The sequence below is a fragment of the Xanthomonas sp. 3307 genome (genome assembly GCF_014199735.1).
GTDB lineage: Bacteria > Pseudomonadota > Gammaproteobacteria > Xanthomonadales > Xanthomonadaceae > Xanthomonas_A > Xanthomonas_A rydalmerensis.
The window spans coordinates 30,229-48,659 of the sequence record NZ_JACHOG010000007.1 but is presented as its reverse complement, the minus strand read 5'-3'; the positions used below and the strand labels follow the sequence as shown (position 1 = coordinate 48,659).

The 18,431-nt window shown below is 69.9% G+C and carries 14 protein-coding genes; all 14 read right to left on the bottom strand.

The features are described from left to right. Positions 1-71: 71 nt before the first annotated feature. The 14 genes from GGR64_RS16105 to fliR all read right to left on the bottom strand — a co-directional run bounded on the left by GGR64_RS16105 (position 72) and on the right by fliR (position 17,789). Positions 72-1,442 (bottom strand): chemotaxis protein CheW, encoded by a 1,371-nt coding sequence (locus GGR64_RS16105; protein ID WP_184647074.1) that lies wholly within the window; start codon positions 1,440-1,442, stop codon positions 72-74. After that, positions 1,439-2,221, bottom strand: coding sequence for a ParA family protein (locus GGR64_RS16100; protein WP_184647072.1), 783 nt, complete (start codon positions 2,219-2,221; stop codon positions 1,439-1,441). Before GGR64_RS16100 ends, GGR64_RS16105 begins: the two co-directional genes overlap by 4 nt. Then, the gene (gene motD, locus GGR64_RS16095) at positions 2,221-3,174 is read right to left on the bottom strand and encodes a flagellar motor protein MotD (RefSeq protein ID WP_237475346.1); all 954 of its coding nucleotides are present in this window, start codon (positions 3,172-3,174) and stop codon (positions 2,221-2,223) included. Before motD ends, GGR64_RS16100 begins: the two co-directional genes overlap by 1 nt. 1 nt (position 3,175) lies before the next feature. Beyond that, positions 3,176-3,916 (bottom strand): flagellar motor protein, encoded by a 741-nt coding sequence (locus tag GGR64_RS16090; RefSeq protein WP_160958704.1) that lies wholly within the window; start codon positions 3,914-3,916, stop codon positions 3,176-3,178. A gap of 417 nt (positions 3,917-4,333) precedes the next feature. Further along, positions 4,334-6,091 (bottom strand): chemotaxis protein CheA, encoded by a 1,758-nt coding sequence (locus tag GGR64_RS16085; RefSeq protein ID WP_184647070.1) that lies wholly within the window; start codon positions 6,089-6,091, stop codon positions 4,334-4,336. A gap of 4 nt (positions 6,092-6,095) precedes the next feature. After that, complete coding sequence (locus GGR64_RS16080) at positions 6,096-6,704, bottom strand: protein phosphatase CheZ (protein WP_160967575.1); 609 nt, start codon at positions 6,702-6,704, stop codon at positions 6,096-6,098. Next, positions 6,705-7,097, bottom strand: coding sequence for a chemotaxis response regulator CheY (gene cheY / locus GGR64_RS16075; protein ID WP_010341542.1), 393 nt, complete (start codon positions 7,095-7,097; stop codon positions 6,705-6,707). Between the two features lie 19 nt (positions 7,098-7,116). Next, positions 7,117-7,866: an RNA polymerase sigma factor FliA gene (locus GGR64_RS16070; RefSeq protein ID WP_160967573.1), complete on the bottom strand. Its 750-nt coding sequence runs from the start codon at positions 7,864-7,866 to the stop codon at positions 7,117-7,119. Then, positions 7,863-8,747 (bottom strand): P-loop NTPase, encoded by an 885-nt coding sequence (locus tag GGR64_RS16065; protein ID WP_184647068.1) that lies wholly within the window; start codon positions 8,745-8,747, stop codon positions 7,863-7,865. Before GGR64_RS16065 ends, GGR64_RS16070 begins: the two co-directional genes overlap by 4 nt. Beyond that, complete coding sequence (flhF, locus tag GGR64_RS16060; protein WP_184647066.1) at positions 8,734-10,374, bottom strand: flagellar biosynthesis protein FlhF; 1,641 nt, start codon at positions 10,372-10,374, stop codon at positions 8,734-8,736. The genes GGR64_RS16065 and flhF overlap by 14 nt, the downstream gene beginning before the upstream one ends. Positions 10,375-10,550: 176 nt before the next feature. Further along, positions 10,551-12,611 carry a flagellar biosynthesis protein FlhA gene (gene flhA / locus GGR64_RS16055; RefSeq protein ID WP_184448123.1) on the bottom strand — a complete coding sequence of 687 codons (2,061 nt, stop codon included), beginning with the start codon at positions 12,609-12,611 and terminating at the stop codon, positions 10,551-10,553. A 17-nt stretch (positions 12,612-12,628) separates the two neighbouring features. Continuing rightward, positions 12,629-13,759, bottom strand: coding sequence for a flagellar biosynthesis protein FlhB (gene flhB / locus GGR64_RS16050; protein WP_184447979.1), 1,131 nt, complete (start codon positions 13,757-13,759; stop codon positions 12,629-12,631). A gap of 102 nt (positions 13,760-13,861) precedes the next feature. Continuing rightward, a complete protein-coding gene (locus GGR64_RS16045; RefSeq protein WP_184647064.1) occupies positions 13,862-16,762 on the bottom strand; it encodes a ligand-binding sensor domain-containing diguanylate cyclase in 2,901 nt (966 codons plus the stop codon). A gap of 235 nt (positions 16,763-16,997) precedes the next feature. Continuing rightward, on the bottom strand, positions 16,998-17,789 hold the full coding sequence (gene fliR, locus GGR64_RS16040; protein ID WP_160967563.1) for a flagellar biosynthetic protein FliR: 792 nt from the start codon (positions 17,787-17,789) through the stop codon (positions 16,998-17,000). Positions 17,790-18,431 lie beyond the last annotated feature (642 nt).

The window sequence follows — 18,431 nt, the reverse complement described above, 5'->3', positions numbered from 1 at the left end:
CCGTGGCCTGAAAAGCTTTAGCGGCGGTTGGAAAGTGCGGCACCGTTCCCAGTTGCCGCCCGCCGCATCGCTCAGTGCAGCAGTTGCTCGGCGTCGAGCAGGATCATCGGCTGTTGCGCCAGACGCGCCACGCCGCGGAACAGATGGTTGGAAATGCGGCAGATGCGGGCGTTGTCCGGCGGTTCGATCTGCTGGTCGCGCAGGCTGGCCACGTCTTCCACCGCGGACACGCGCAGGCCCAGGGTCTCGCCGTTCTCTTCCAGCACCACCACCCGGGTCAGCATGTCCATCTCGATCGGCGCCGCGCCCAGGTGCAGGCCCAGGTCGATCACCGGCACCACCTGGCCGCGCAGGTTCATGATGCCCAGCATCGCCGGTGGCGTGCCACGCAGCGCCAGCAGCGGCACCGGCAGCACCACTTCCTGCACCTTCAGCAGTTCCAGTGCGTAGGCCTGCTCGCCGCAGCGCAGGCGCAGCCAGCGTGTGCTGCGCTCGGCCAAGCGCTCGGGGGCGATGGCCGAGCCGTGCGGCACGCTCGGCGCCATGAAGGCCTGCAGATTCGGCGGCAGCTTCGCTCCGGCCGCCTGTGCGCGGCTGGCTTCTGCGCGCCGTTCCGGCGGCACCGCCATCGGCGGGCGCTGGACCGCACGCGCGGCGGCGGCATCGTCTTCGGCGGCGAGATTGCGCGGCGTTGTGGCGCGTTGCCGCTCCATCGCCGCGACCACGTCCAGGTCGGCCTGGCGCTCGGCCTGCTCGGCCGGCGTGAGCGCGGCAACGGGTGCCTGCTGCGACATGATGCCGGCCAGGGCCGGATCGGAGTCGGCTTCGGCCAGGACCGCGGCAGCGATCTGTTCGGGCGTCGGGCCGGCCGGCGCGGGCGCGAGTGCCTGCTGGGACATGATGCCGGCCAGGGCCGGATCGGAGTCGGCTTCGGCCAGGACCGCGGCGGCGATCTCTTCGGGCGTCGGGCCGGCTGGGGCGGGCGCGAGTGCTTGCTGCGACATGATGCCGGCCAGGGCCGGATCGGAATCGGCTTCGGCCAGGACCGCGGCGGCGATCTCTTCGGGCGTCGGGCCGGCCGGCGCGGGCGCGAGCGCCTGCTGGGACATGATGCCGGCCAGCGCCGGATCGGAATCGGCTTCGGCCAGGACCGCGGCGGCGATCTGTTCGGGCGTCGGGCCGGCCGGCGCGGGCGCGAGCGCCTGCTGCGACATGATGCCGGCCAGCGCCGGATCGGAGTCGGCTTCGGCCAGGACCGCGGCGGCGATCTGTTCGGGCGTCGGACCGGCGGTGGCGAGTGCCGGGATCTCGGCGTCCGCGTCCACGTCGGCGACCGCGACCGCGACCGGCGCGGGGTTCGCTGGCGGTGCCTTCTGCTCCTCGGCGATCACGTCGTGGAGCAGGCCTTCCAGGTAATCGTCGATGATGCCGGGGGTGCTCATGCGGCTTGCTCCATCGGCGTCGCGTCGCTGGCCAGCAGCCATTCCAGCGCGCGGCGGTAGGCGGCCAGGCCGCGGCCGGGGTAGTCGCCCGCCACGCCGGCCACGGTCAGCGCCTTGACGTTGCAGATCTTGGTGTCGACCGGGATCGCGTCTTCCCACACCCGTTCGCCGTAGCTGTCCTGCATCTGTCGCAGGGTCTCGTTGCCGGCGCGGGTGCGCTTGTCGAACAGGGTCGGCAGGATCGAGGCGGGCAGCGGCCGGCGCCGCGAGCGTTCGACCATGTCCACGGTGCGGACCATGCTGGCCAGGCCGTGCAGGGCCAGCGGCTCGGCCTGGGTCGGGATGATCACGCGGTCGGCCGCGGCCAGCGCATTGATCATCAGCAGGCCCAGGGTCGGTGGGCAGTCGAGCAGGATGTAGTCGTGCTGGCCGGCGTGGCGGGCCATGGCCTGCTGCAGCGCCAGGCCCAAACCGGGCTGGTTGGCGCTACGCCGTTCCAGCGTGGCCAGCGCGGTCTGCCCGCAGACGAAGCTCAGGCGCTCGACCGCGGTGTCGCGGGCCAGCGCGGCCAGTTCGCCCGGCGGGGTCCCGAACAGGTCCAGCACGCCCGGCGGCTGCGGTTCCTGCGGCACGTCGAAGGCCCGGGTCAGCGAGGCGTGCGGATCGAGATCGAGCATCAGCACGCGGTGCCCGAGCATGGCCAGCCCACGGCCCATGGCCAGCGTGGTGGTGGTCTTGCCCACGCCACCTTTCTGGTTGGCGATCGCCCAGATGCGCATCAGTTGACTCCTTCAATGGCAGGTACTGCGCGGGAACCGCCGGCATTGCCGGCGGCCGCCGCGGCGGGGGGTGTCGAAGTGGCCGGCGCGGCGCCGGCGCTCAAACGGTCGGGGGCCGACGGCGTCGGATCGCTGCTGTCGCCGGAATCGGCCAGGATCACCAGCACCACGCGGCGGTTGGCGTTGCGGCCGGCCGGCGTGTCGTTGCTGGCGCGCGGGCGGAACTGGCCGTAGCCGATCATCGACAGCCGCGAGGGCTGCAGGCCCTGGTCGGCGAACAGGTGGACCACGCTGGCCGCGCGCGCCGCCGACAGTTCCCAGTTCGACGGGAACTGCAAGGTGGCGATCGGGGTGTTGTCGGTGTAGCCCTCCACGCGCACCCCGTTGGGCACGCCGGCCAGCACCTGCGCCAGTTCCGCCAGGGTGGCACGCGCGCTCTGGTCCAGCGCGGCCGAGCCGGAGCCGAACAGGATGTCGCTGTTGATCTCCACTTCGATCCACAGCCCGGCGCGGCGCACGGTGATCAGCTTCTTCTGGATCAGCGGCGCCAACGCGGCGCCGAGGCGGTCGGCGATGCTGTCGAGCTGGCGTTGCGCGCGGCGCAACTGCTGCGCGTCGCGCAGGTCGTCGCCGCGCTGCGCATTGCCGGAGGGCAGGCGGTTGGGATCGGGCAGGGTCAGCGCCGGGCTGGACTTGATCGGGGTCGGGCGCTCGCCGCCCTGGCCCTGCAAGGCCTGGTCGCCGACCTGCACCGGGCGCAGGGTCTTGGGGGTACCGCCGAACGCGGCGCTCATCGCGTCGGCCATCACCCGGTACTTGGCTTCGTTGATCGTGGACAGCGCGTACATCACCACGAAGAAGGCGAGCAGCAACGTCATCAGGTCGGCATAGGGGATGGCCCATGCCTCGTGGTTGGCGTGCTCGTCGTGGGAGTGCTTGCGGGCCATTGGCAACTCAATGCAAGAATCCGGCCAGTTTCGATTCGATGTTGCGCGGGTTCTCGCCCTGGGCGATGGCGATCAACCCTTCGATGATCATTTCGCGCTCGCCGCAGCTGTGCTTGATCACGCTCTTGAGCTTGGCGGCCATGGGCAGGAACAGCAGGTTGGCCGAGGCGATGCCGTAGATGGTGGCGGTGAACGCGGCGGCGATGCCGTGGCCGAGCTTGCTCGGGTCGGCCAGGTTCTTCATCACCGCGATCAGGCCCAGCACCGCGCCGATGATGCCCAGGGTCGGCGCGTAGATGCCCATGCCCTCGAACACCTTGGCCGCGGCCAGGTCGCAGTGTTCCTGGCCTTCCAGGTCGATCTCCAGCATGTGCCGGATGGCTTCCGGCTCCACGCCGTCCACCAGCATCTGCAGGCCCTTGCGCACGAACGGATCCTGCTGCTGCGGCACCTGGTTCTCGAGGCCGAGCAGGCCCTGGCGGCGGGCAATGTTGCTCCATTCCACGATCTGCTTGAGCAGCGCCTGGCGATCGCTCGGCGGCGGCCACAGCAGCCACTTGGCGATCTGGAACGCACGCCGGAACACGGAAGGCGGGGTATGCACCAGGATCGCGGCGACGGTGCCGACGATCACGATCACGAACGCAGCCGGCGACCACAGCGCCGAAATGCCGGCGCCCTTGAGGATGCTGCCGCCGATCAGCGACAGAATCGCCAACAGCAGGCCAATGAGACTGAGCTTGTCCATGCAGGAGGTATCGGCCAGGGGGCGGGGGACTTGATGGGTTGGGGATTCGGGATTGGGGATTGGGGAGTCGCAAGCGCGCGAGCGCGGCGGGTTGGTCGGTGTGTCGTAGGAGCGGCTTCAGCCGCGACGCGCTGAGCTTGGCGCGTGCCTATGCACGATCGTTCGGATCGTGTCGGTAGGGAGTAGTGCGCCGCGCGTGCGATCGCCAAGCTTCGACCCCGGCTTCACGGCGTCGCGGCTGAAGCCGCTCCTACAAGGGAACCGATGCGGCGGCGAGCCGCTTTTGCGATTCCCCAATCCCGATTCCCGAGTCCCAGCCTCACCGCGTCGCGGCTGAAGCCGCTCTACAAGAAGCAGAGAAGCGCCAGGGATGCTGCTGTTGCGAATCCCCAATCCCGATTCCCCAATCCCGGCTCGTCAGGCCTTCAGGCCATCCACATCCAGGATCAGCGCCAGGCGGCCGTCGCCGATGAGGGTGGCGCCGGCGTAGCCGGGCAGGCCGCGCAGGGAGCGCGGCAGCGGCTTGATCACCACTTCCTCGCGGCCGCGGACCTGGTCCACAACCAGGCCCATGCGCGATTCGCCGGCCTGCAGCACCACCACGGTCAGCAGCGGCAGTTGCGGGGCGTCGATGTTGAGCCACTGGCGCAGGTCCACCAGTGGCAGGGTGTGCGACTGCCGGTCGAGCACGGCGCGGCCGTCGAACCAGCCCAGCGAGCGGCGTGGGGCGTGCAGCACTTCCACCACGCGCGCCAGCGGCAGTGCGTAGACGGTGTCGCCGGCCTGCACCAGCAGGGTCGGCAGGATCGCCAGGGTCAGCGGCACGCGGATCAGGAAGCGGCTGCCGCGACCTAGTTCCGACTGGATCTGGATCTGTCCGCTGAGTTCGCGGATGCGCGACTGCACCACGTCCATGCCGACGCCGCGGCCGGAGATATCGGTGACTTCGGCCTTGGTCGAGAAGCCGGGCAGGAACACCAGGTGCAGGCATTCCTCGGTGGTCAGGCGGGCGGCGGCCTCGGGGTCGATCAGGCCCTTCTCGCGGGCCTTGGCGCGTAGACGTTCCGGGTCGATGCCGGCGCCGTCGTCCTGCACCTCGATGCTGACGTAGTCGCCTTCCTGCTGCGCCGACAGGCGCACGTGGCCGCCGCGCGGCTTGCCGGTGGCCTCGCGCAGCGCCGGCGCCTCGATGCCGTGGTCGATGGCGTTGCGCACCAGGTGCACCAGCGGATCGGCCAGCGCCTCGACCAGGTTGCGGTCCAGTTCGGTATCGGCGCCGATCAGTTCCAGTTCCACTTCCTTGTTGAGGGAGCGGGCGACGTCGCGCGCGACCTTGGGGAAGCGCGAGAACACCTTGCCGACCGGCTGCATGCGCGTGCGCATGACCGCCGACTGCAGGCGCGCGGTGGCGATGTCCAGGCTGCTGACCGCGCGGTCCAGTTCCTCGTCGCGCAGGCGCACGCGCAGGGTCTTGAGTCGGTTGCGCGAGAGCACCAGTTCGCCGATCAGGTTGACGATCGCGTCCAGGCGCTTGGTGTCCACACGCACGGTGTGTTCGGGTTCGGCGGCCTTGGCCGGGGCGGCCGCGGCCTTGGGCGCGGCGCTGGGCGCGCGCGGCGCCGGCTGCAGCGCCTGCGGCGTGGCCGTCGGCGGCGCATCGCCGTGCAACTGGTCCAGCAGCGCTTCGAATTCGTCGTCGCTGATCAGATCCCCCGCGGCCGCGGCGGTGGCCGCTGCGGGGGCGCGCGCCGGCGCGGCGCTCTTGGCCGGGGCCGGGGTCGGGGCCGGGGCGGCATCGCTGTGCGCGTCGAACTGCGCGATCAGTTCCGGCGGCGCACGCGGCGGCTCCTGGCCGCTGCCGAAGGCGTCGAGCATCGACTGCAGGTAGTCCAGCGACTGCTGCGCGGCGTCGAAGTGCCGCGCCTGCAGGGTGGCCTGGCCGGCGCGGGCCATGCCCAGGGTTTCCTCCGCGGCGTGGCACAGCTCGACCATGGCGTTGATCGCCAGGAAGCCGGCGCCGCCCTTGAGCGTGTGGAAGCCGCGGAACACGGCGTTGAGCTGGCCGCTGTCCTCGGGCGCCTGCTCCAGCGACACCAACTGCTCGCCGAGCCGGTCCAGGATCTCCTGGGCCTCGATGATGAAGTCGGCAGCGATGTCGTCGGGTACGGCGCTCATGGCATTACAGTCCCAGTCCGGACAGCAGGTCGTCGGCGTCGTTCTGCGACACGCCGTGGCGGTCCAGACCGGGCAGGGCCGGGCCGGCCAGGCTGCCGTCGGGTTTGCGTTCTTCCTTCGGCGGCAGACCCAGCGCGCCGAAGCCTTCGTGCACGCGGCGCACGATGCCGGCGACGCGGCGGATGATCTGCCCGGTCAGGTCCTGGAAGCTCTGCGCCAGGGCCATTTCGGTGAGGTTGTGGCGGATCTTGTCGAGGATCTCGCCCTGGTCGCCGCTGAGGCCGCCGGCGGCGAGCTGGTTGGCCAGCGCGCGGCATTCCTCGGCCAGGTCCAGGGTGCGGTGGCTGGCCTGTTCGGTCATCTCCACCACGTGGTCCAGGCGCGAGCAGGCGTCGTCCAGCTCGCCGGCCTCGCTGGGCACCACCGGCAGTTCGCCGAGCGCCTGACCCAGATCGCGCGCGAGCCGGCTCAGGCCCTGCATCATCGGCCGCGTGCGCCAGGCGGCGAGGGTGTCGATCTCCCTGCGCCAGCCGGCCTCGTCGCCGTTCTCCAGCGCGTCCAGCGCGCCTTGCAGGCGTTCGATCAGGGCGGTACGTTCGGCGGTGGCTTCCATTTAGGCGGTCGCTCCCAGGCGTTCGAAGATCTTGCCGAGCTTCTCCTGCAGCGTCTGTGCGGTGAACGGCTTGATGATGTAGCCGTTCACGCCGCACTGCGCGGCCTCGATGATCTGCTCGCGCTTGGCCTCGGCGGTGACCATCAGCACCGGCAGGTGCTTGAGCTTGTCGTCGGCGCGGATGTTGCGCAGCAGATCGATGCCGGTCATGCCGGGCATGTTCCAGTCGGTGACCACGAACTCGAACGGTGCCGAGCGCAGCGCGGCCAGGGCGCTGTTGCCGTCTTCGGCCTCGGCGGTGTTGGTGAAGCCCAGATCGCCGAGCAGATTCTTGACGATGCGCCGCATCGTCGAGAAATCGTCCACGATCAAAATCCGCATGTTCTTGTTCACCACTGACTCCTAAGGGTTCCTATTCTTCGTCTTCCAGACCGGCATCGGCGACACCGAACGCCTTCAGGCGTCCGCGCAACCGTACCGTGGCCTGGCCATGGATCTGACACACGCGCGACTCGCTGACCCCGAGCACCGCGCCGATTTCCTTGAGGTTCAATTCCTGCTCGTAGTACAGCGACAGCACCAACTGCTCGCGTTCGGGCAACTGCGCGATGGCCTTGCCCAGCTCGCGGCCGAATTCGCTGCGCTCGAGCATCTGCTGCGGATTGGGTCCGCCCTTGGCGATGGTATCCAGCTCGCCATGGTCCTCGATGCGCGACTCCAGGCTCAGCACCTGGCCGCGGGCGGCATCTTCCATCAAACGCAGGTATTCGGGAAGCGGCATGTCCATCGCCGCGGCCACTTCGTTGGCGGCGGCGGCGCGGCCGGTGCTCTGTTCGATCTTGCGGATCGCCGAGGCGGCGTCGCGGGCGCGGCGGTGCACCGAGCGCGGCACCCAGTCGCCGCGGCGGATCTCGTCGATCATCGAGCCGCGGATGCGGATCGAGGCGTAGGTCTCGAACGAGGCGCCCTGTTCGGCGTCGTAGCTGCGCGAGGCCTCGATCAGGCCGATCATGCCGGCCTGGATCAGGTCGTCGATCTCGACGCTGGCCGGCAGTCGCGCCGCCAGGTGGTGGGCGATGCGCCGGACCAGGTCCGAGTGCTGGGCGATGTAGTCGTTGGCGCTGTTGCGCTGGACGGCGCGGTAGTGGGCGGCGGCGTTCATGCGGCCACCCCGCGCTGGATGATGCGTTCGACGAAGAACTCGACGTTGCCGCGCGGGGCGGTCGGCGCCTGCCAGCGCGCGGTGCGCCGGGCGATCTCGGAGATCGCCTGCGCCGACGGGCTGGACGGGTAGGCCTTGACCACCGGCTGCTGGCGCTGCACCGACAGGCGCAGCCAGTCGTCCTGCGGCACGCAGCCCAGGTAGTTCAGCGACACGTCGCCGAGGAACTTCTCGCAGACCCGGCTGAGCTTGTCGTACAGCAGGCGGCCTTCGTTGAGGTCGCGCACCATGTTGGCGACGATCTGCACCCGGTCCACGCCGCGCTCGCGCGAGAGGACCTTGATCAGGGCGTAGGCGTCGGTGATCGAGGCCGGCTCGTCGCAGACCACCACCACCGCGTCCTGCGCGGCCTGGCAGAAGGTCAGCACGCTGTCGGTGATGCCGGCGGCGGTGTCGACGATCATCACGTCCAGCTCGCGCTGCAGCTCGGAGAACACGTTGACCAGGCCCACGTGTTGGGCCGGCGGCAGCTCGGCCATGTAACGGCGGCCGGAGGCGGCGGGCACCACCATCAGCCCGTTGGGCATGTCGATCAGCGCCTCTTCCAGGGTGCAGCGCCCGGCGACCAGGTCGGCCACGGTGAACTTGGGCGTCAGCCCCAGCAGCACGTCGACGTTGGCCAGGCCGAGGTCGGCGTCCAGCAGCAGGGTGCGCTTGCCCATGTCGGCCAGCGCCATGGACAGGTTGACCGAGATGTTGGTCTTGCCCACGCCGCCCTTGCCGCCGGTCACGGCGATGGTGCGCACCGGACCCAGCGGTTCGCTACGCGTCGCCGACAGGGGGAAGGCATTGGTCAGATTGACGTAGTCACGCGACGGCATGGGTCTGCTCCGGAGTACAGGGCTTATCGGCAGCGCGCCGCAAATCTTCAAGGCGCAATACCAGGCTGGCGGCGTTGGCGCGGTGCAGGTCGTCCGGCACGCGCTGTCCATCGGTCACCCAGGTGATGGGGAGGCGGTGGTCCACGACCACCGACAAGGCACTGCCGAACCGCCCGGTCTCGTCCAACTTGGTCATGATGACCCCCTGTGGGTCGGCGCCGGCGAACCGGCGCACCACCTCGTCCAGGTCGGAGAAATGGGCATTGGCAGGCAGTACCAGCAAGGATCGGACCACACGCGAGGCGCGCAGCCAGTGCAGCTGGGCGGCCAGGGCGCGGTCGCGCTGGCCCATGCCGGCGGTGTCGATCAGCACCAGCTTGTAGTCGGCCAGGCGCTCCAGCAGCTGCTGCAGCGCGGCGTCGCTGTCGGCCTCGTGCACGGCGATGCCGAGCTGGCGGCCGTAGCTGTGCAGCTGCTCGCGGCCGCCGACGCGGACCGTGTCGGTGGTCACCAGGGCCACGTCGCGGGCGGCATGGCGCTCCAGGAAGCGCGAGGCCAGCTTGGCGATGGTGGTGGTCTTGCCGGCACCGGTGGGGCCGATCAGGGCGATCACGCCGCCTTCCTCGATCGGGTCCAGCGGGGCGATCGGCAGGCGCTTGGACAGCAGGCCCAGCATCAGCCCGCGGCCGCGGTGCAGCTCCAGGTCGGCGGGGATCTGCATGACCACGTCGCGGGTGATGCCGCTGTCGAAGCCATAGTCGTCCATCAATTCCAGGGCCTGGGCGCGGACCGGCGAACCGCGCAGGCGTTCGTCGGTGAGGCGGTTCATCTCGCGCTCGATCATCTGCCGCATCAGCGCCAGTTCGTCGCGCAGCTGCGTCAATTGTTCGTCGTTCTGCGGGGCCGGGAAGGTCGGCACCGCCGCCAGCGTCGCGGCCGCCGGGATTCCGGCAGTGGCCGGCGCGTCCGGCTTGGCCGCGCTCGGCGCGGGCGCGGCCGGGGCCGGGGCCGGGCTCGCCACCGGGGTCAGCGCCACCGCGGCGACGTCGTCGCGCCAGGCCGGCATGGCCTCGGCGGCCGGCGCCGGGGCGGCGGCGAACGGGCTGGGCATGGGCACGCTGATCGGGGCGTTGCGGAACACGTCCTCGAGGATGCTGAAGTCGGCGCGGCCCGTGGCCGGTGCCGGAGCCTTGGCCGCTGCGGCCGGGCGCGCTGCGGCAGCCGGGGCGGCCGCGGCAGGCATGGCCGAGGCGGCCAGCGCCGCCGGCTGGGTCAGCGGCCGCGCTGCGGGAGCGGCCGGGGCGGCGGCCGCGGCGCCACCGCGGCGCTCGCTGATCGCGGCCATCATCGCCATCGCCGGGCTGGCCGCGGCCTTGTCGCTGCGGGCGGCGCGCGGCGCGGCAGCGGCCGGTGCCTGCGCCGCGGCGGCGGCGCGTGGCGCCTCGTCCGGGCGCACCGAATCCAGCGCCCGCTGCACCAGGGCCTCGTCGTAATTGCTGGCGGCGACGATCTCGATGCCCTCGTCGGTACGCCGGTTGGACAGGATCACCGCATCCGGCCCGTGCTCGTCGCGCACCATCCGGAAGGCGGTGCGCATGTCGGGGGCGACAAAGCGTTTGATCTTCATGGGTGAGTGCCGGGATTCGGGATTGGGGAGTGGGGATTGGTTGCGGAGGCCGCCATGGCATGGCTGCTATCCGGTCGCCTTGCTCTGGTTGTGTTCGTTCGTGTCATTGCTGTCTCTCTCCGCGTGCCGGGCCCGCTGTTGCGACTCCCGAATCCCAAATCACCAATCCCCGCCAATCAACTGATGGTGCCGACCAACTTCAGCCGCTTGTCTTCCGGCACTTCGCTGTAGGACAGCACCGACAGCGCGGGGACGCTGTGGCGGACCAGGCGGGCGAGGGCGGCGCGGACCTGCGCCGGCACCAGCACCACTGCCGGTTCGTTGCGCGCCTCCTGCTTGCTCACGCAGTCCGCCAGACTTTGGTGCAAGCGTTCGGCCAGTCCGGGTTCCAGCGCCGCGCCATTGCCCTGGGTAGAGTCCTGCAAGACACGTTCCAATTGCGGGGCCAGGGTGAACACCGGCAGTTCCGGTGCCATGCCGGCGATCTCCTGGACGATGAACCGGCCCAGGGCGTTGCGTACGGCGGCGGTGAGCGCGCCGGGTTCCTGACTCTGCGGCGCGTGCTCGACCAGGGCCTCGACGATCTTGCGCAGCTGCCGCACCGGGATCTTCTCGATCAGCAGGTTCTGCAGCACCCGCACCACCACCGACAGCGGCAGCGCCTTGGGGGTGAGGTCCTCGACTAGCTTGGGCGCGCTCTTGGCCAGGGTCGCCAGCAGTTGCTGCACTTCCTCGTGGCCGAGCAGTTCCGGGGCATGTTCGCGGATCAGGTGCGAAAGGTGCGTGGCGATCACCGTGGCCGGGTCGACCACGGTGTAGCCCATGGTCTCGGCCTGGGCGCGCAGGTGCGGCTGGATCCAGGTCGCATCCAGGCCGAACGCCGGATCCTTGCCGGCGATGCCGTCGATCTTGCCGAGCGCGCCGCCCGGGTCCAGCGCCAGTTCGCGGTCCGGGTGGATGTCGGCGGTGGCCACCGGCACCCCGTGCACCAGCAGGCGGTAGGCGTTGGCGGGCAGTTCCAGGTTGTCGCGGATGTGTACCGGCGGCACCAGGAAGCCGATGTCCTGGGTCAGCTTGCGGCGTACGCCCTTGATGCGTGCCATCAGCTCGCCGCCCTGGGCCTTGTCCACCAGCGGGATCAGCCGGTAGCCGACCTCCAGGCCCAGCGGGTCGATCGGACGCAGTTCGTCCCAGCCCAGTTCGGCATTGGCCTGGGCCGCGGCCGCCGCCTGCGGCGCCGCCTCGGCGGCGGCCGGGGTCGGCTGCAGGCTGCGCTTCCACATCTTCCAGGCCAGCAGGCCCAGGATCAGCGCCAGCGTCAAGAAAGCGACGTTGGGCATGCCCGGGATCAGGCCGACCAGGCCCATGATCGCCGCGGCCACCGCCAGCGCCTTATGCTGGCCGAACACCTGGCCCATCATCGACGCGCCCATGTCCTGCGAGCGCGAGGCGCGGGTGACCAGCATCGCCACCGCCGAGGACACCAGCAGCGCCGGCAACTGCGCGACCAGGCCGTCGCCGATCGACAGCAGGGTGTAGGTGGAGGCGGCCTGTCCCACCGGCATGCCATGCTGCAGCACGCCGACCGCCATGCCGCCGATCAGGTTGATGAACAGGATCAGGATGCCGGCGATGGCGTCGCCGCGGATGAACTTGCTGGCACCGTCCATCGAACCGTAGAAGTCCGCTTCCTCGCGCACTTCCTCGCGGCGGGCCTTGGCTTCCTCGCGGGTCAGCAGGCCGGCGTTGAGGTCGGCGTCGATCGCCATCTGCTTGCCGGGCATGGCGTCGAGGATGAAGCGCGCGGTCACTTCCGACACGCGCCCGGCGCCCTTGGTGATGACCACGAAGTTGATGATGGTCAGGATCGCGAACACCACGATGCCGACCGCATAGTTGCCGCCGATCACGAATTCGCCGAAGGCCTCGATCACCTTGCCGGCGGCGCCGTGGCCGTCCTGGCCGTTGATCAGGATCACGCGGGTGGAGGCCACGTTCAGCGCCAGGCGCAGCATCGTGGTCATCAGCAGCACGATCGGGAAGATGCTGAACTCCAGCGGCCGCTTCACGTACACCACCGCCAGCAGCACCATCAGCGAGATGGCGATGTTGAAGGTGAACAGGGCGTCCAGCACCGGGGCGGCCAGCGGCACCACCACCATCGCCAGCATCAGCAACACGATCACCGGGGCGCCGAGCCCGTGCTTGATCATGTCCATGACTTTGCGCGTATTCATCTGCGCGGCGGGCTGACTCATGGCTGGCTCCCCGGGGCGAATTCATCCACTTCCAACGGCGGCAACGGCGGCATCGGCCCAGTGCGCCAGGCGCGCAGCTGGTAGACGTACGAGAGGACCTGCGCCACCGCGGAATACAGTCTCACGGGAATTTCCTTGCCGAGTTCGCCTTCCCTATACAAGGCGCGTGCCAAAGGCGGCGCCGAGATCACCGCCACCCGATGCTGCTCGCCGACCTCGCGGATGCGGAAGGCGATTTCGTCCACGCCCTTGGCCACCACGGTGGGGGCGCGCATGCGCCCGCTCTCGTACTTCAGCGCCACCGCATAGTGGGTGGGGTTGACCACCACCACGTCGGCCTTGGGGATGGCTTCCATCATCCGCCGCTGCGACATCTGCATCTGCATCTGGCGGATGCGGCCCTTGACCTCGGGGCTGCCGTCGCTTTCCTTCATTTCCCGGCGCACTTCCTCGCGGGTCATCTTCAATTTGCGGATGTAATTCCACTTCTGATAGGGCGCGTCGATCGCGGCCAGCAGTGCCAGCGCGCCGGCGGTGTACAGCAGCAGCCGCAGGGTGAAGCCCAGGCCGTGGCCGACGGCCTGTTCCAGCGGCTGCAGCAGCAGCCCGCGCAGGAAATCGACGCTGCCCCACAGGCACAGCATCGCGGCGCCGCCGACGAAGGCCATGCGCAGGATCGATTTCAGCAGTTCGGCGATGGTCTCGGCGCCGTACATGCGGCTCAGCCCGGCCATCGGGTTGAGCCGGTCGAACTTGGGGATCAGCGCCTGGCCGGAGAAGCGCAGGGTGCCCATCAGCACCGGCGCGGCGAAACTGGCGGCAAGGCAGATGCCGACCAGCGGCAACACCACCCAGAGCAGGTTCAGCAGCAGTTCGCCGAAATGGCCGAACATCGCCTCCGGATGGGCGCGCATCGACAGGTCCGGGCGCAGCGCCTGCTTCAGCCAGGACACGACGCCGGCGGTCAGCGAGGTGGACAGGCCCATCAGCGCGAAGACGCCGGCGCTGAACACCGCCGCCGTCGCCAGCTCGCGCGAATGCGGGATGTTGCCCTGTTCGCGGGCTTCGCGCAGGCGTTTGTCTGTTGGCTGTTCTGTGCGCTCTGCGCCTTCTTCGCTCTCGGACATCGGGGGATGCGCTCGGCCAGGATCGACCCTGCGCACTGCAAGGACTGTGCCGGTCCGTGGCCGGGCTGCCCGAGGCTGTCGCGATGCGCCTTTCGGCCGCGGTCAGGCGGGCTGCAGTTCCACCCGGTCGCGGCCCAGGCGCTTGGCCTGATACAGCGCCGCATCGGCACGCGCCAGCAACTGCTGCAGGGATTCGCCTGGCCGGTACCAGGCCACGCCGATCGAGGCGGTGATCGCCAACTGCCGCTCGCCGATGCGCAGCGGTTGCCCGGCGATGGTGGCGCGCAGGGCCTGCAGCCGCTCGCCGCAGCTCGGCGGCAAGCCAGGCAGCACCGCCAGCAGTTCTTCGCCGCCGTAGCGGCCGACCAGATCGGCGTCGCGCAGATTGGCGCCCAGGCGCCGCGCCACCTCGATCAGCACCGCATCGCCGACCAGGTGGCCGTGCTCGTCGTTGATCCGCTTGAAATGGTCCAGGTCGATCATCGCCACCGCCAGCACGGCCTGTTCGGCCTCGCTGCGGCGCATCTGCGTGGCCAGCGCCTCGAGGATGCCGGCGCGGTTGAGCAGGCCGGTGAGGGCGTCGTGCGAGGCTTTCACCGCCAGCGCGGCGCGGGCGATCTCCAGTTCGCGCTTGTCGTGCTCCAGTTCCTCGGTGCGTCGCGCCACCAGGTCGGCCAGTTCGCGCTGGCGCTGGTGCAGGCGGCGCTCGCGCCAATGCAGTACCGCCACCATCAGGCCGCCGCCGAGCAGCAGGTACAGCGCCAGCATCGGCTGGCTGCGCCACCACACCGGCGCCACCGAGAACGCCACCCGTAGGGGAGCCGAGGCGCTACGCCGGTAGGCGTCCAGCAACTGGATCTCCAGCACGTAACGGCCCGGCGCCAGCGGCGGTTGTTCGAACTCGAAGTTGGGCGTGTGCAGCCAGCGGGTGTGCGCGCCCTCGAAGCGATAGCGGAAGCTGATGCGGTTGCGCTCGTCGTACAGGTCCGGCGAGCCGACCGCGATGTGCAACGGATCCTCGCTCCAGGGCAGGCGCGCGCCCGCGGCGATGGTCACGCCGCCGCGACTGAACTCCTTGAGCGCCAGTCGCGGCGCCTGCGCCGGGAACAGCCGCGTCGGATCCTGCAGGTGGGTGACGCCGCGGCTGCTGCCGAGCCACACCGAGCCGTCGCTGTCCTCCAGGAAGGCCGATTCGGACATGTCGTTCCAGAGCAGGCCCTGCGCCTGGGTCAACCGCGACCAGGCGTGACCGTTGAACACGTCCACGCCCTGGTTGTGGCTGATCCAGATCCAGCCGTTGCGGGTATGGCGCAGGCTGTAGACCTGCAGGCCGCTCAGCTGCGCATCGGCCGGCTGCAGGTGCAGGGTGTCGCCGTCGAGCCGGCCCTGCCAGGCGCCGGGGCCGTACAGGCTGGCCCAGGCCTGGCCGTCGTCCAGGACCAGCAGCTTGCTGAGCACGGCTTGCGCCGGCGCGCCGTCCACGACCAGCCGGATCGGGGTCCAGGTATCGCCGCGCAGGCGGAACAGCCCGGCCACGCCGGTCACCAGCATGCTGCCATCGTGGCGCTGCTGGATATCCGAGTATTCGCCGCCGGGCAGCGTCGACAATCGTTGCGGCACCGCGTCTGCATTCGCCTGCGCAAGCAGGTACACGCCGTCGTCGCTGAGGATCCAGACCCGGCCGGTCGCATCCACGAGCAGTTGCTTGGCGATCACCAGTCGCTGTCGGCCGCTGCTGCGCAGCGGAGGATAGACGCGCAGCAATCGACCCTGCGCGTCGTAGTGGCGCAGCACGCCTACCGAGCCGATGCTCCACAGGGTGCCGTCGGCGGCGCGCTGCAGCCCGATCATCTGTGTGCCGTTGGCGCTGGCCCAGCGCTGGAAGCGTCCGTCCTCGCGCAGCCGATCGATGCCGCCCTCGTTGCCGGCCAGCAGATCGCCCTGTTGGGTGCGCTGGATGCTCCAGGTCGGTGCGCGGCTGATGCCCTGCGACACGTCCCAGTTCTCGATCCAGCCATAGCCGGTCCAGCGCAAGACACCTTCGCCATCCATGCTCAGCCACAGGTCTCCGGCCTGGTCGAAGCGCATGGCGACGATGTTGCCCTCGGGCAGGCCATTGCGGCGGTCGAAGCTGTGCCAGCGGCCGTGCTCCCAGCGCGCCAGGCCTTTGTCGGTGCGCACCAGCACGCGGCCCTGCGGGTCGAGCAGCATCTGCATGCGTCGCGTCAGCAGGCCCGGCCCGCCCAGTCCCGGCGGCGTCTGTTCCTGGAAGCGCGAGGCGCCGGCGGGCAGCCGCATCACCTGACGCTCGCCGAGCACCCACAGGGTGCCGGCGCGGTCACGCACCGCGCTGCGCCAGGCCTCGCGCGGCAGCCCCTGGGCCTCGCCGTAGCGGGTCGCATGGCCGTCGGCATCGATCCGGCACACGGCCTTGCCGCAGCCCAGCCACAGCATGCCATCGATGACGAACAGGTCGTGGACCTCGGTCAGGTCCGGTTGCCGCACCAGCGTCGCCGCGTCGAACAGCGAGTGCAGTTCCCAGCCGATGCCGTCGGCCTTGCGTGCGGCGCGCAGCAGGCGGTGCCCGTCCAGGACCACCATGCCCCAGTCCGGCGCGGCCAGGCGCGGGCGGTTCAGTTGGTGGTGCGACGGCAGGCGGTCGTGCTCCAGCGGCATCCAGCCCGCCGGCGTGCCGTCGTCGACGTAGATCGCATCGTAGGTGGCCATCCACAGCCGTCGCTGGGCGTCCTCGACGGCATCGGAGATGTAATGGCCGCCGCGGCCCTGCAGCGGCACCTGCTGGAACTGGTTGCCGTCGAAGGCGTACAGGCCGCTCTCGCTGCAGACCAGCAGGCTGCCGTCGCGGCGCTGCAGCAGGCAGGTGCCGGCGAGGCCGAGCAGACCCTGGTCCTGCGCGTAGTGCCGCAACGGGATGACCTGGGCCTGCGCGGCTCCGGCGCAGCCCAGTGCCGACAGCAGCAGCCATCGCAGGCATCGATCCATGACCCTGCGCATGCGGCGCTCAGCCGTCGCTGTGCCGCCGTGCGAGACGGCGAGGGCAGACACGAGCGAACGCGGACGAGCAATGGGGCATGGCGGGGGCGGTATCAGCAAAAGAAAGGGCGGGCGGCGGCGACCGGCAGTGTAAGGACGGGCGGCAGCGCCATCGCTCATCCAGGCGTCACACCAATGGCCTTCTGCCGGTATCGGCCGCAGTACGGCGCAGCTTGAGTGCCGGCTAGGCGGTGATCGCGCGCGCCGCGTCGAAGGCGGCGTCGAACAGACGCTGCACCGGCGGCCCCATCTCGCCGACCAGGACTGCCAGCAGCGCCAGACCGAGCACCACCGCCACCGGCAGGCCGAGCTGGATCGGGTTCAGCGAGGGCGCGGCCTTGGCCAACGCGCCGAAGGCCAGGTTCACCGCCATCATCGCCACTATCACCGGCAGCGCCAAAGTCACCGCACCGCGCATGATGCTCATGAAGAAGTTCGGTGCCACCGACGCCATCGCCTGGGCGTCGGGAAGGGCGGTGCCGATCGGCAGCGCCTTGTAGCTGTCCACCAGCAGCGACACCACCGCCAGATGCCCGTTGGTGGTGAAGAACATCAGCCCGAAGACCAGGTAGAACCACTGGCCGATCACCGGCGAGTTGACCCCGCGCAACGGGTCGGCCATCTGCGCAAAACCGAGGCCAGTGCTCTGCGAGACCAGTTCGCCGGCCATCGCCCCGGCCTCGAAGATCATCCGCAGCATGAACCCCATACTGGCCCCCACCGCCAGCTCCCGGGCCACGCTCAGCACCACTGCGGCATTGAACCCATCCCAGTCCGGCACCGGCGGCAGGATCGGCGCCAGCGCGATGGCCAACGTCCCCGACAGGATCACCCGCACCCGTCCCGGCACCGCCTTGGTGCCGACCAACGGCATCACCGTGAACATCGCCCCGATCCGCAGCATCGTCCACAGCACGGCCCCGATCATCGCGAACGCCCGCGACCCATCGACGACCATTTGCGTGGCGGCATCCATCAGCCCGAGGCCCCGGCAGACATCACGAAGGAACGGCCAGCACTAACTGCGAGACGCGGGCGCCTTGCAGCCGAAGACAGACCGGCGAACCCCCAAACAACCAGGGGCACAGCACGACCGACAATGGAGCCAAAGCCAAAGCGGCTATAGCCGTAGCCGTAGCCGTAGCGGTCGCTTTTGCGGTTGCCGTCGTTTTTGCTGTTGTTTCGCTCTTGATCCACCGGGTCCCCTCCGCAGCGGCGGAGCTGGCGGGCAAAACCCCCCGCAGGGGGGCGGCGCACAGGGATGTGCGCCGTTTTCGGCCGGGGCAGGGCTCGCCGGGAAAAGGCGAAGCACTGCTTCGCCCCGGCGGGCGGGCTGGCGCCGCGAGGCGACTGCCCCGGACTTGGCTGCGAAGCAGACAAGCCCCGTCCGAAAATCCCGTCAGCGGAGCGGACCCGCGTAGCGGGCGCGAAGGCGGGGTGTGCTTTCTTTTGGTTACTTTTCTTTGCACAAGCAAAGAAAAGTGACTCGCCGCAAGGCGAAAGCTCTTGCTGTTCAGAAGGCTCGCCGCAAGGCGAAAGCTCTTGCTGTTCAGAAGGCTCGCCGCAAGGCGAAAGCTCTTGCTGTTCAGAAGGCTCGCCGCAAGGCGAAAGCTCTTGA